We start from the raw sequence: 12,733 nt of genomic DNA, 5'->3' as shown, positions 1-12,733 counted from the left end.
CCATCAGCTCAATGTGTTCGGTTGAGATCGGAAATCAACCCCTCAATGTGCGCCGCACTTCGCACTTTTGTTACCGATCGCGTCACGTATATTTTCGCCAAGCAAAATTGACCCGTCGAAAGGACCGTTATGGATACCAAGCAGCAACTCGTCAATGCCCTCGCAGGCCTGGGCTCAACCATTACCGAAGCTATGGATGTCATCGAGGGCTTTGTCCCCTGCGGACATCCCGCCCTCACGGTATCGAACGCACTCGTCGCGCTGGACGTTGACGATGATGCAGCTCTCACTCAGCAGCTTGAGACCGTCGAGGGCTTTATCGACCACGTGAGTGAGAACCGCGGCGTGGCCGCCTACCACGGTATCGAGGTCGAGCTCGCGGGTCCCAAGGCCGATCTGTTCGCAGCAATCCGCGAGGTAGGCGCCCTTATGCAGACCGCAGGCGTCAAGAACACCCAGGTCAACGAGTGGGTCTACCGCAGTCTGGCAGCACTCGACAGCTCCAACGAAAAGGCAGCCGAGCAGCTCGCAGAAAGTCCCACCATCAAGGCCGAGCTTTTGTAAATAGCAGACGCGGGCCCCTTGGCGCATCGTCGTCCAAGGGGCCCGCGAACAGCTCGCGTCAACCGATAGCCGTGCCGCCGCGTTTGGCCAAAGCAAGAATCGGCATCATTTGACGAGGTGTCTTTGCTGCAAGATTGGCATGTTCGAGCAGTTTTCGATCGTTGGTCACCAAGTAATCAACCTGGGCGCGTTTGCATGCGGCGAGTACCAAGTTGTCCTCGTAATCGCGATGGAGCGCTAAGTATTTGTCGGCCAGCCAAAGGTCCGACGCATCTGCACCCACGGCCGTGGCGTTTTCGGTCATGTTCCGAACAAACGCCAGCGCCGCATCGCCAATCGCGCGGGCAGAAGCCTCGCCGAGCGCTCCCCCGCTGGCAAGAACGCTGCGCTTCAGTTCGTGCTGTACAACATACAGTACGTCCTTGGCGATATGCACCGGAAAGAACAGCAATGCCCCCGCCTCCGTCGCCTGCCCAATTAACGCGCGTGCGGCAAGCGACTCGGCATGGTCGGCGCAAAACGAATCAACCCATACGTTGGCATCCACCATTATTTTGAGGGGAGCCCCGCTCACAGGATCATCCCCTTTTGGCGATAGCGCTCGTCCATGGCTTCGGAATAGATTGTTTCCCAACCGCGATCGTCGGATACGGGCGACGTAGCGATGCCCAGGTCCGCGTAAAGCTGATCTGCCGCCGCCCATGATGCGGCGAACGGAGTATCGGGCGCGACGGTCTGCCGCCGGTCGTCGACGGCCGCAAGCACTTCCTCGCACTGCCCGCCACCCTGCGCGACCTTGGCCACCACCTTTTTGATGAGCTCGGGCAGTGACCCGCCCGAAAGCCGCAGCACCTCCTCGGCACGATTCTTGACCTGGCGATCTACGCGAACATTCACCTGCGCCATGCCGCTAACAGCACCCACGTCGATCCCGCTCCCTTCAATTGCTAGCTCTGCTAGCCACACTATATAGAGAAGCTAGCACATGGTCAAACGCAAAAGGCCTGCGCCCAGACGACACCGATGCCGTCTGGGCGCAGGCCAGATAACGTGGGCGAACACGTCTGCTAACGCAGGTACGCCTTTGCGTTGCCCAGGCTGTAGGCAATCGTCGAGCCGTTGTGCAGCAGCGATGACGCTTGCGGGGTAATCGCGCCGGTAATGCCTAGCGCCAGCAGAGCCGAGTTGGTGAGCATCACCTTAGAGTAGGAGCTCGTCAGACGGTCGATGAGACCCTGGCTCATACGGCGCAGGCGCACGATCGCGGCAAGGTCCGTATCGGTCAGGATGATGTCAGCGACTTCCTTAGCGATATCGCTTCCGCCACCCATCGCCAGGCCCACGTCGGCTAAACCGAGCGCCGGCGAATCGTTGACGCCGTCGCCCACCATGGCGACGTGACGGCCCTCGCGCTTGATTTGCTCCACGTAGGCGTACTTGTCCTCGGGCAGCAGCTCGGCCTTAAACTCGTCGACCCCTGCCTCTCGCGCAATGCGCTCGGCCGTGCGCTCGGAGTCGCCCGTGAGCATAACGACATGCTTGACGCCCAGCGCATGCAAATCGGCGATGGCCTCGCGCACTCCGGGCTTAAGCGGATCCTCGATACCGAGCACGCCGACGACTTTGCCATCGACCGCCAGATACAGCGGCGACAGACCCTGCATCTGGGACTCAATTTGCTCTTGCGTCTCTGCCTCTAGCTGGGCATGCTCGTCATCGAACACAAAGTGAGCGGAGCCGATGATGGCGCGACGTCCCTCGATGGACGAAGCGATGCCGTGCGCCACGATGTACTCGACGGCGGCATGGCGTTCACGGTGCTCAAGCTCGCGCTCGCGCGCGGCGTTGACGACGGCGCGCGCCACCGGATGCGGGAAATGCTCCTCCAGACAGGCGGCAAGACGCAGTACCTCGTCCTCGCACCAACCATCGGTGGTGAGCACGCAGGCAAGACGCGGCTGTGCCTCGGTGAGCGTGCCGGTCTTATCAAACACTATGGTGTCGGCCTTGGCAAACGACTCAAAGTACTTCGCACCCTTGACCATAACGCCCATCTTGGCGGCATCGCTCATAGCGGTCATGACGGCAACGGAACCCGTGAGCTTGAGTGCGCACGAGTAGTCGACCATCAGCGCCGCCGAGGTCTTGATGAGGCTACGCGTGGTGAGAGCGACAAGACCCGCGAGCAAGAAGTTCCACGGGACGATCTTGTTGGCGAGGTCTTCCATGTGCGACTGGCCCTCGGATTTGAGTGAATCGGCCGTCTGCACGAGCGAGACGATCGAGCGGAGCTTGGTCTGAGCCGTGTTGGTGCGCACGCGCACCAAGATGCTGCCGTCTTCCACGACGGTCCCGGCGAACACGTCGTCGCCCACGCTGCGCTCGACGGCCAGTGGCTCGCCGGTCAGGGTCGCTTGGTTGACCATGGCGCTCCCCTGCTCGACCACGCCGTCAATGCAGATGGACATGCCGGTGCGCACGGCTACCAAGTCGCCAGGCTCAAGCTCGGTGGCGGCAACGCTTACCTCGGTGTCACCGACCACTTTTTGCGCCTTATCGGGCACGTCGAGCAGCGAGTTGATGAGCTCGTTTTCGCTCATGGCGCGCGTGTAGTCCTCGAGCAATTCGCCCACGTTAAGCAGGAACATCGTCTGGCCCGCGGTGTCAACATCACGCTTGACGAACGAAATGCCGATGGCCGAAGCGTCGAGCACGGGAACGGTCAGGCGCGGTTGCGCGAGCTCGTGGAGGGCGGCGCGCAAAAAAGCCATGTAACCGGCCACGACAAACACCGCACGCAGGGGCGTCGGCAAGAACCAGCGGCGCGCGTAGTGGGCGCCGATAAGTGTGGCAAGATCCATGACGAGTTTGTGCTTGCGTGGCTCAAGCTGCATCACGTAGCCCGACTTGGCATCGGCGATAGCTTGAGCATCGAGTGCGTCCAAGGCGTCGAGCACGCTCGCACGACACTGTTCGTCGTACTCCAGCGCCATCTGGCCAATGCGGCCATACACGCGCACTTTGCGCACGCCGTCGATTTCGCCGCCAAGCTTAAGAAGTGCATCGAGATCGCTCTCTGGCACAGGACCCGCCAATTGAAGACGGGTCCTGCCGGGGATCTCGCTAATAATCGAGAATCTCATAGTTTGTGCCTGGGAGCGTTACTCGGCTGCCTCGTCAGCAGCGGCCTCGCTCTGGGTGATGTAGGCAGCCTCGGCAACCATGTCATCGACATTGGCCTTGGCCTGCTCGACCATGTCCTGGTAGCCGTTCTTGATGCGCATGCCGCACGCAATGCCCTGCACGCAGGCATTCTTTACCGGAGCGCTGGTAAGCAGCTTGATGCCGGCCGTGCCAAGCAGAAAACCGCCACCGACAAGCAGGGTATTGAACGTCGACTTCTTCATGTTGCTTCTCCCTTTTGCCGCATTGGACGCGGCACGGTACCTCAGCACTCGAGTAAACAAGTTTGCTCGAGCACACTTTTGAAATACCTTAATTCTATCTAACTATCTAGGTCAGCCATGGCTAACCTTTTGAAAATTAACGATGCGGAGTAACCGATTGTCAATGTGACAAAGGGACTATCCCTTTGTCACATTCTTACAGCTGCCAGGTAGCTGCTTCCTTTTGCAGCGCCACCATGCGGGCGAATTCTCCACCTGCCGCCTTGAGCTGCGCCGGAGTGCCCTGCTCGGCAACCACACCATCCTTGAGTACAACGATTTTGTCGGCATTTTCTACCGTACGCATACGGTGGGCAATAACGATAACCGTCTTACCTGTAAGCAGACGGGAGAGTGCCTGCTGTACCACGGTCTCGTTCTCCACATCCAAACTCGCCGTCGCCTCGTCCAACAGCACGATAGGCGCGTCTTTGAGCAGCGCGCGGGCGATGGAAATGCGCTGGCGCTCTCCGCCGGACAGCTTGGAGCCGTTCTCGCCAATCATCGTGCCATAGCCCTGCGGCATGCGGCTCACAAACTCGTCGCAGTTGGCGGCACGCGCGGCAGCAAGCACTTCCTCATCGGTGGCATCACGACGCCCGAGGCGGATGTTTCCCATCACCGTGTCGTCAAAGAGCAGCACGTCTTGGAACACAATGGCGTAATCACGCAGCAGTACCTCGGGATCGACGCTTGCAACATCCACACCGCCCACGGTAACCTTGCCCGCGGTGGCATCCCAAAAGCGCGCGGCAAGGCGGCTCACCGTGGACTTACCGGAACCCGAAGGACCGACCAGCGCCGTAACTTCGCCTTCCTTGGCGGTAAAGCTCACATCGGTAAGAACTTTCTCGCCGGCGCGGCCGTCCTCGCCCGCACCATAGCCAAATGCCACGTGATCGAACACCACATCGTGGCCCACGGGCTCAAATTTCTCGCTACCCCGCGCCACAGGCTCTTCCATGATGGAACGCATGCGCTTGGCAGACGACTCGGCGGCAAACAGCTCGGACATTAACATTAACGCCTGGTCAAAGGGTGCATAGATACGGCTCACCATAAGCAGGAAGGCAAACATCACCAAAAAGTCGACCTGGCCGGAGGCGACCATCGCAGCGCCCGTGACCAACGTGGTGGCAATCCCCAGGCGCAGGATGGCAAAGGCGGAGTTGACCAAAAGCCCGTTGGCGAGCTCGCCTTTGGTGGTCTCGCGCTCCTCGGCATCGATCACGGCGTTGAGTCCCTCAAGATAATGGGCCTCCTGGTTGGTGGCGCGGATCTCGCGCACGCAGTCGAGCGTCTCCTGGATCGCCTCGGTGACCTTGACCTTCTCGGCGCGCATGCGGTCGAACACCGGGGTCATGGGCCCGCGTGTCAGATACAGCACGGCAAAGGCCACGGGCACGCTCCAAAACGCCGCAATCGCCAGCTGCCAGCAAAAGAACAGCGACGCCACGAACACGATGGCACTTGCGATGATGGCACCCCAAAGCTCTCCCAGCACATGACTGTAGGCATGCTCCATAGTCTGAACGTCGCCCATGATGGTTTCGGTTAGATCGGCCAGATCACGACGGCCGAAAAACGACAACGGCAGTTTGCGCAAGCGCTCGGCAATCCCCATGCGCTGCTTGCCGCATTCCTCGTAAAAGATGCAGTAGGTGTAGTAATACTGCTGCCAGTTAGAGGCAAAGAACATCACGAAAAAGACCAGGAGACCGCCCACGATAGGCAGTGCACTCGGCAGATCGGCCCCACTGGCGAGATGCTCGACAAAGCCGGCCATGACCAGGAATAAAAAGCCCATGCCGGCCATGGTAATGAGATTGGTGAGCGTGGTCCAGAAAATGCCGCGTTTTACGCCGGCGACGCCTTTATCGGATAGGAAATACTTCTTTTGGAATGAGGCGAACATTTATGCCTCGCCTCCCTTCGTGACGGCGGCATCCGCGGTCGCTGCAGTGATTTTCCAGCTCGCGGCCAGTTCGTATTCGGCCCACATCTTGGCGTATAGACCCTTTTGGGACAGCAGCTCGGCATGGGTGCCGGCCTCCTGCACGCTGCCCTGGTTGAGCACCACGATCTTGTCGGCCCCCACCACGGTCGAAAGCCGGTGCGCGATCATAATGACTGTGCGACCCGCCGCCAGTTTGCTAAAGGCACGCTGGATGAGCGCCTCGTTCTCGGGGTCGGCAAACGCTGTGGCCTCATCGAGCACCACGATAGGTGCGTCTTTAAGGATCGCGCGGGCGAGTGCCACGCGCTGTACCTCGCCGCCCGAAAGATATGCCCCTCCAGCACCGAGCATGGTGTTAATACCCTGCGGGAGCTTGGCCACAATGTCGTCGCACTGAGCTGCGGAGAGGGCCGCACGCACTTCGTCGTCAGTGGCCGTAGGCTTGGAGGCGCGCACGTTATCGGCAAGTGTTTGCCGGAACAGTTGGTTGGTCTGAAACACAAAGGCGACCTGGTCCATGAGCTCGTGCGGATCCATGTCGCGAACGTCTACGCCGCCCACAAGCACGCGACCCGAGGAAACATCCCAAAAACGCGGGATCAGGCTTGCGCAGGTTGACTTACCGCCGCCCGAGGGACCAACCAACGCAAGGGTGCTACCTGCGGGAACGCTAAAGCTCACATGATCGACGGCAGGCGCTTCGGCACCCTCGTAGGTAAAGCTTACATCCTCAAAGCGCACATCGCTGCCGATAGGGTGCTTGGGCTGGGCAGGCACGGAGAGCTGCTTGGAATCCATAACGCTTCGGATGCGCGCCAGCGAATCGGCACTCATCTGAGACGCCTCGCCCACAAACATGAGCTTGGTCATGGCCGTCGGCACCACGGCCGAAAAGATCGCGTAAAACGTGAAGTTGACCATAAAGTGCGCGAAGTCCGTCTCGCCCGGCGCCAACAGCAACGCCACGGGCAAAAGAAATGCCACGAGGCCATTGAGCGCGGTAAGGTTGAGCACCTGCGGGCCTCGGCAGAACGTGCCCGCATAGCTTTGCGCCATGTCGGCGTATTCGGCGATCGCATCGTGAAACGCCTTAAAGGAGTAGACCGTCTGCTGGAAGACCTTGACCACGGGGATGCCGCGTACGTATTCGGTGCCGGTCTTGTTCATCTTGACCAGCGCGCCCATGTAAGCCTTCATAAACTCGGCGCCCTTGCCGCTCATCATGGTGGCCATGGCGCAAAACGAAACGACGACCGAGATTAGGCATGCCGCACCCAAACGCCAATCGAGGGCGAAAAGCAGCACGAGCAGGCCCACGACCATGGCGGTGGCGCCGGCGATATCGGGCAGCATGTGTGCGAGCAGCGTCTCGGTGGAGGCAGCGCATCCGTCTACGATACGGCGCAGCTCACCGGTGGCGTGCGTGTCAAAGTAGCCGAGCGGCAACTTGAGCAGATGCTCGCTCGTAGCCTTGCGGATATTGGATGCGCAGCGAAACGCGGACAGGTGCGTGCACATGAGTCCCACAAAATAGACCACAATGCTCGCCAGGGCAAAGCCCACAGCCCACCAACCATACATCGCGATATTGGCGGCCTCGCTCCAGTTGGGCGCCACGGCGATAAGATCTCGCGCAACAAGCCAGATGCACACGTACGGGCCAAAGCTCAGCAGCTGCGAGAGCGCCGAGAGGGCCATGCCCAAATACGTTAGGAATTTACGGTCACCAGCATATGCAAGTAGCTCGCCGATGCCGCCACCTTCCTTTTTTGATCCCTTTGCCATGAGATTCCTTTCTAACGGCTTGAGAGTTAACCGTAAGAAACTTATCATGGGCGTGTTAGCCAAGGCACACAATTGGGCCAGGCGTGGACGTTTTCGCAAATGAAGGGGACGCTTTTGAAAATGCGGCGGGCGGCGACCGACATAACCGAGCTCTACGCACCGCAGTTTGAGCAGTTTGGCCTGGAGCTTACCGGCAAGGGCGCCGTCTTTACCGGCGAGGTGGCAAACGATCGGGCGCACGGACGCGCATGGATCATGCCTCTCTCCCCCGCCTGCATCGTTATGGAGCATTTCATTACCCCGATGCACGATATGTACCTGGCCGAATACACACCCGAACCGTACGCGTGCGTGAGCGAGGTCAGCGCGCCCACGCTCATGTGCATGCCCGAAGCCGGCATAACGCCTGCGAACCTTAAACCCCTGCATGGACCGTGGCCAAACAATGCTGTGTGCAGCTTTATCCAAGATAACTGTGGCGAGGAGTTAAGCCCACTGTTTGCAGGGCGGCTCTATCACTCGCGCTCGGTGCTCTTTTTGCCTGGATATTTTGACGAACTGGAGCACCGCTATCCCACCGAGTTCGCAGGGGTCTTTGAGGCGTTTGCCGAGCCATGGCACGAGGAGGCGACGTCTGCCATCTGCCACACGTTGCGCAGGATTAACGAGGACCGCGCCCGCACCGTAGGCGGACACGTCTATATGCAAGGCATCGTGGAGACCATGGTCGCGGAGCTCGCCTGTTCGCGCGCGGCCCACAAGCAGGCGCGGCAGGCGGCAGACACACGCGCCAGCGTGACCATTGCCGAGGAAGCGGCGGCAATGATTGAGCGCGCGCTCGACAAAGGCAGGCGTGTGGGTATCAACGAGGTGGCCGAGAGGCTCTACACAAGCCGCTCCAAGCTATGCGCCACCTTTAAGGCCCAAACTGACGAGTCCCTGGGCGCCTACATTCGCAGACGCCGTATGGAGCGAGCACAGGACCTTTTGGCCGATAGCGCGCTCACGATAGCGCAGGTGGCAGAGCGTCTAGGCTACCCTCAGCAGGCCGCCTTCGCCCAAGCCTTCAAGCAACACACCGGCACCACCCCCACCGCTTGGCGCTCCCAACATATATAAAGAACGAGGGCGCCATCGGCGCCCTCATTCACCAAATTCAATCCAGCCCACCTGACCCGAACGGCCGAGTCGTCTGGCCGGGGAAGCCCCGAGTCGCCGGGGTGTTTGCTCCAAATGAGTTCCGCATGCAAAGAAGGCCACTAAATGTGGCCTTCGTCTTGCATAGGACTGTTTGAAATTTGGAGGAAATACCCCGGCGACTCGGGGCTTCCCCGGCCTCGCAGCTACGAGAGCGACGTTCTCAGCAACTCGTTGAAGAGCTTCGGGTTGCCTTTGCCGCGGCTCGCCTTCATGCACTGGCCCACCAAAAAGCCGATGACCTTCTGGTTGCCGTCACGATACTGCTGCGCCTGATCGGCACAGTTAGCCAGTACCTCGTCCACGATCGGCTGCAGCGCGCCGGCGTCGCTCACCTGGCGCATGCCGCGCTCATCGACGATCTTGTTGGGGTCGTCGCCGGTCTGGGCCATGGCCTCAAAGACCTCGTGCGCCTGGTTGGAGCTGATGGCGTCGGTCGCGAGCAGCTTGGCAAGCGCTGCCACCTGAACCGGCACAATGCCGGACTCGGCCAGCGACACGCCCGCGCCCTTAAGGTAGGCGATCATCTCGTTGACCAGCAGGTTTGCGACCGTCTGCGCCTCCTTGCCAGCCATGCCGGCAGCGGCGGCCTCAAAGAACTCGGCAAACTCCGGGTCGCCGGCGATCTGCTCGGCATCGGCCGCCTTAATGCCAAAATCAGCCTCAAAACGGGCGCGCTTGGCATCGGGCAGCTCGGGGATCTCGCCTCGGCAGCGGTCGATAAACTCGTCGTCCAAATCAAACGGCGCCAAATCGGGATCGGGGAACAGACGATAGTCGTCGGCCGTTTCCTTCACACGCATGACCACGGTGCGCTTGCGGCTGGGCTCCCAGTGGCGGGTCTCCTGGTAGATAATGCCGCCCTCCTCGAGCACCTCGGCCTGGCGGCAAATTTCGTAGGCAAGGCCGTCATGCAGGCTCTTAAACGAGTTAAGGTTCTTGAGCTCGGTCTTGGTGCCCAGCTTGGTCTCGCCGCGGCGGCGCAGCGACACGTTGCCGTCGCAGCGCATGGAACCCTTCTCCATGGAGCAGTCCGAAATGCCCAGCGTCACAAAGATGCGACGGAGCTTCTCCATAAACAGGCGCGCCTCCTCGGGCGTGCGCAGATCAGGCTCAGTCACGAGCTCAATCAAAGGCGTGCCGCAGCGGTTGTAGTCGACGAGCGACTCGGCCGCGGCGGTAATGCGGCCCTCGGCGCCACCCACGTGGACCATCTTGGCGGCGTCCTCCTCCATGTGGATGCGCAGGATGCGGATGGGCACCGTGTAGGAACCGTCCTCGCGACGCTCGGGCATCTGCAGGTTGGACGCGTCGTAGCTGGCCAGGTGGCCGGCGCGCTGGTTGCCCTCGCGCATGGTCGACGTCATGGACGTGGACAGGCCCTCGGCGTTGGCCGAGGCACTCGCCAGGCTCTGGGCCTCGGCCTCGCCAAACGCGCAATCGGGGCGCTCGGCGGCACCACGACCGGTCACGTCCAGGTCCAGGTGGCCGTACATGGCAAAGGCGACCGGACCTTGCGTGGTCTGGAAGTTCTTGGCCATATCGGGATAGAAGTAGTGCTTGCGGTAGAACATCGAGTGGCGCTGGATCTCGCAGTTGGTGGCGAGACCGGCCTTGACGATGCTCTCGATGGCGCGCTTGTTGGGCACCGGCAGCGCACCGGGCAGGCCCAGGCACACCGGGCACACGTTGGCGTTGGGCTCGTCATCGTGGCTGAGCTTGCAGTTGCAGAACATCTTGGTATCGAGTGCGGTGAGCTCGGTATGGATCTCCAGGCCGATCACGGCCTCCCAATCCTGCAGAACCTCGGAAAGCTCCTTCATTACAGCTCGCCTCCCTTCCCGGCAAAATCGGGCACGACGGAAAGCACGGGCGCACCCGTGGCGGCATCGGCAAAGCCGCGCTCCAGGGCGCGGGCAAACGTGAGCAGCTGACGGTCCTTAAACGCCGGACCCACCAGCTGGGCAGAAACGGGCAGCTGAGTGTCCTCGCCCAGGCCCAGCGGCACCGAGATACCGCCGTTGCCGCAAATGTTGAGCGAGATGGTGTACAGGTCGGAGAGGTACATCTGCGTGGGGTCGCTGATCTCGCCAAACTTAAAGGCCGTGCGCGGCGAGGCGGGCATCAGGATGGTGTCCACCTTGGCATACGCGGCGTCGTAGTCCTGCGTGATGAGCGTGCGGGCCTTCTGCGCGGCATAGTAGTACTTGTCGTACACACCCGAGCTCAGCAGGTAGGCGCCGAGCATCTGACGGCGCTTGGCCTCGGCGCCAAAGCCATGGGCGCGCGAGAGCGAACTCTGGTCGGACAGGTTGGCGCAGCCCTCCTCCTGATAGCCGTAGCGAATGCCGTCGAAACGGGCCAGGTTGGAGAACGCCTCGGCCGGGCCGATGACGTAGTAGGCAGCGATGGCGGCGTCCAGGTGCGGCAGGTCGACCTCCACGAGCTCGGCGCCCTGGTTCTGCAGCTCTTGGGCGGCGCGCTGAACAGCGGCCTTGACCTCGGGCGTCAGGCCCTCGGCCTCCATAAACGCGGGGATGATGCCCACGCGCTTGCCCTCGATGCTGTCGTTGAGATGCTCGGTAAAGTCGACGGCACAGTCCTGGCTGGTGCAGTCATACGGATCGTGGCCCGCACCGGTAAGCGCGTTCATGGCCAGCGCGACATCCTCGACCGTGCGGCCGAAGGGGCCAACCTGGTCGAGCGACGAGCCGAAGGCAACCACGCCGTAACGGCTCACGGCGCCATACGTGGGCTTAAAGCCCACCACGCCGCACAGCGACGCCGGCTGGCGAATGGAGCCGCCGGTGTCCGAGCCCAGCGAGAGCGCGACCTCGCCCGCGGCGACGGCGGCAGCGGAGCCGCCCGAGGAGCCGCCGGGCACGCGCTCGGTATCCCAGGGGTTGTTAGTGCGATGGAACGCCGAGCTCTCGGTGGAGCTGCCAAAGGCAAATTCGTCCATGTTGACCTTGCCCATGGGCAGGCAGCCGGCGTCGAGCATGCGCTGAACGCAGGTAGCGGTGTAGACGCTCTGGTAGTCCTCGAGCATACGGGAAGCGCAGGTGGTGCGCGTGCCCACGAGGTTCATGTTGTCCTTGATGGCCAGCGGCACGCCCGCGAGCGGAGGCAGCGGCTTGCCAGCGGCACGGTCGGCATCCACGCGCGCAGCGGCCTCGAGCGCAAGCTCGGGCGCCACCTGTAGGAATGCCTGGACCCCGCCCTCGCGCGCCTCGATGGCGGTAAGGGAGGCCTGGGCCACCTCGGTAGCGGTAAAGTCGCCGGCGGCAACGCCCGCGGCGATCTGGGCGGCGGTAAGGGAATCGAAGCTCTGCGCCATTACTCGCTCTCCCCCTCTCCCAAAATGGACGGCACGCGGAAGTAGCGCTCACGCGCGCTGCCGGCGTTTTCGAGCGCGACGTCGAGCGGCAGGTCGCGCTCGGGCTCGCGCAGGTCATCGCCCATCACGTTGGACAGGCTTCCGATGGGATGGAACGTGGGCTCCACGTCGGGCAAGTCATATTGCAAGACGGGCTCGAGCATCTGGACGGCGTCGTTCATGTAGGACGTCATCTGGGTGAGCTCGTCATCGGTCAGTGCGATCTTTGCGTACTCGGCGATGCCTCGCACGTCTTTCTCGCTGAGTGCCATAGGCGCTCCCTTCCGCATAACAGTTAAACCGCTCTAGTATACAGGGCAACGCCGCTTGGAGCAGGTGCTTTACCCAAATGCAGCGAAAACGTAACGAGGGCGGCGGGCTGGCAGGCTGCGGGCTGGCGGTTCTGCA

At 61.5% G+C, this 12,733-nt stretch carries 11 protein-coding genes; 2 read left to right on the top strand and 9 right to left on the bottom strand.

Annotated elements, in window-relative coordinates; all coding sequences use genetic code 11:
* The first annotated feature begins 129 nt into the window (after positions 1-129).
* On the top strand, positions 130-564 hold the full coding sequence (locus DW899_RS03595; RefSeq protein ID WP_055251007.1) for a hypothetical protein: 435 nt from the start codon (positions 130-132) through the stop codon (positions 562-564).
* A gap of 58 nt (positions 565-622) precedes the next feature.
* On the opposite strand, the gene DW899_RS03590 is transcribed toward DW899_RS03595, so the two are convergent.
* From DW899_RS03590 to DW899_RS03570, 6 genes are all read right to left on the bottom strand, one after another.
* On the bottom strand, positions 623-1,138 hold the full coding sequence (locus DW899_RS03590; protein ID WP_158566565.1) for a type II toxin-antitoxin system VapC family toxin: 516 nt from the start codon (positions 1,136-1,138) through the stop codon (positions 623-625).
* Complete coding sequence (locus DW899_RS10525) at positions 1,135-1,488, bottom strand: hypothetical protein (protein WP_158566564.1); 354 nt, start codon at positions 1,486-1,488, stop codon at positions 1,135-1,137. Before DW899_RS10525 ends, DW899_RS03590 begins: the two co-directional genes overlap by 4 nt.
* 143 nt (positions 1,489-1,631) lie before the next feature.
* On the bottom strand, positions 1,632-3,647 hold the full coding sequence (locus DW899_RS03585; RefSeq protein ID WP_233539888.1) for a heavy metal translocating P-type ATPase: 2,016 nt from the start codon (positions 3,645-3,647) through the stop codon (positions 1,632-1,634).
* A gap of 78 nt (positions 3,648-3,725) precedes the next feature.
* Positions 3,726-3,971: a DUF6110 family protein gene (locus tag DW899_RS03580; RefSeq protein ID WP_055250999.1), complete on the bottom strand. Its 246-nt coding sequence runs from the start codon at positions 3,969-3,971 to the stop codon at positions 3,726-3,728.
* 196 nt (positions 3,972-4,167) lie between these two features.
* Positions 4,168-5,925: an ABC transporter ATP-binding protein gene (locus DW899_RS03575; RefSeq protein WP_117786390.1), complete on the bottom strand. Its 1,758-nt coding sequence runs from the start codon at positions 5,923-5,925 to the stop codon at positions 4,168-4,170.
* Complete coding sequence (locus DW899_RS03570) at positions 5,926-7,752, bottom strand: ABC transporter ATP-binding protein (protein WP_199570252.1); 1,827 nt, start codon at positions 7,750-7,752, stop codon at positions 5,926-5,928. It abuts the gene before it with no gap.
* 120 nt (positions 7,753-7,872) lie between these two features.
* Here DW899_RS03570 and DW899_RS03565 point away from each other — a divergent pair, with 120 nt between their 5' ends.
* Complete coding sequence (locus tag DW899_RS03565; protein WP_233539892.1) at positions 7,873-8,871, top strand: AraC family transcriptional regulator; 999 nt, start codon at positions 7,873-7,875, stop codon at positions 8,869-8,871.
* Positions 8,872-9,095: 224 nt separating this feature from the next.
* Here the strand turns inward: DW899_RS03565 and gatB are convergent, their stop codons facing one another.
* The 3 genes from gatB to gatC are packed head-to-tail and all read right to left on the bottom strand — an operon-like array spanning position 9,096 to position 12,597.
* Positions 9,096-10,772, bottom strand: coding sequence for an Asp-tRNA(Asn)/Glu-tRNA(Gln) amidotransferase subunit GatB (gene gatB / locus DW899_RS03560; RefSeq protein ID WP_117786392.1), 1,677 nt, complete (start codon positions 10,770-10,772; stop codon positions 9,096-9,098).
* Positions 10,772-12,286, bottom strand: coding sequence for an Asp-tRNA(Asn)/Glu-tRNA(Gln) amidotransferase subunit GatA (gene gatA / locus DW899_RS03555; RefSeq protein ID WP_117786393.1), 1,515 nt, complete (start codon positions 12,284-12,286; stop codon positions 10,772-10,774). The genes gatB and gatA overlap by 1 nt, the downstream gene beginning before the upstream one ends.
* Complete coding sequence (gene gatC, locus DW899_RS03550) at positions 12,286-12,597, bottom strand: Asp-tRNA(Asn)/Glu-tRNA(Gln) amidotransferase subunit GatC (protein ID WP_117716772.1); 312 nt, start codon at positions 12,595-12,597, stop codon at positions 12,286-12,288. The genes gatA and gatC overlap by 1 nt, the downstream gene beginning before the upstream one ends.
* Positions 12,598-12,733: the final 136 nt, after the last annotated feature.

This window comes from Collinsella sp. AM41-2BH, from assembly GCF_003468085.1.
In the GTDB taxonomy this organism is placed as follows: Bacteria; Actinomycetota; Coriobacteriia; order Coriobacteriales; family Coriobacteriaceae; genus Collinsella.
Note: the sequence above shows the minus strand (reverse complement) of the source record. Positions and strands in the feature narration are given on the sequence as shown.

Excerpts from the sequence above, each read along its gene's own strand:
- DW899_RS03580 (WP_055250999.1), bottom strand. The coding sequence starts at position 3,971 with ATGAAGAAGTCGACGTTCAATACCCTGCTTGTCGGTGGCGGTTTTCTG.
- DW899_RS03575 (WP_117786390.1), bottom strand. The coding sequence starts at position 5,925 with ATGTTCGCCTCATTCCAAAAGAAGTATTTCCTATCCGATAAAGGCGTC.
- DW899_RS03565 (WP_233539892.1), top strand. The coding sequence starts at position 7,873 with ATGCGGCGGGCGGCGACCGACATAACCGAGCTCTACGCACCGCAGTTT.
- gatB (WP_117786392.1), bottom strand. The coding sequence starts at position 10,772 with ATGAAGGAGCTTTCCGAGGTTCTGCAGGATTGGGAGGCCGTGATCGGC.
- gatC (WP_117716772.1), bottom strand. The coding sequence starts at position 12,597 with ATGGCACTCAGCGAGAAAGACGTGCGAGGCATCGCCGAGTACGCAAAG.
- DW899_RS03595 (WP_055251007.1), top strand. The coding sequence starts at position 130 with ATGGATACCAAGCAGCAACTCGTCAATGCCCTCGCAGGCCTGGGCTCA.
- gatA (WP_117786393.1), bottom strand. The coding sequence starts at position 12,286 with ATGGCGCAGAGCTTCGATTCCCTTACCGCCGCCCAGATCGCCGCGGGC.
- DW899_RS03570 (WP_199570252.1), bottom strand. The coding sequence starts at position 7,752 with ATGGCAAAGGGATCAAAAAAGGAAGGTGGCGGCATCGGCGAGCTACTT.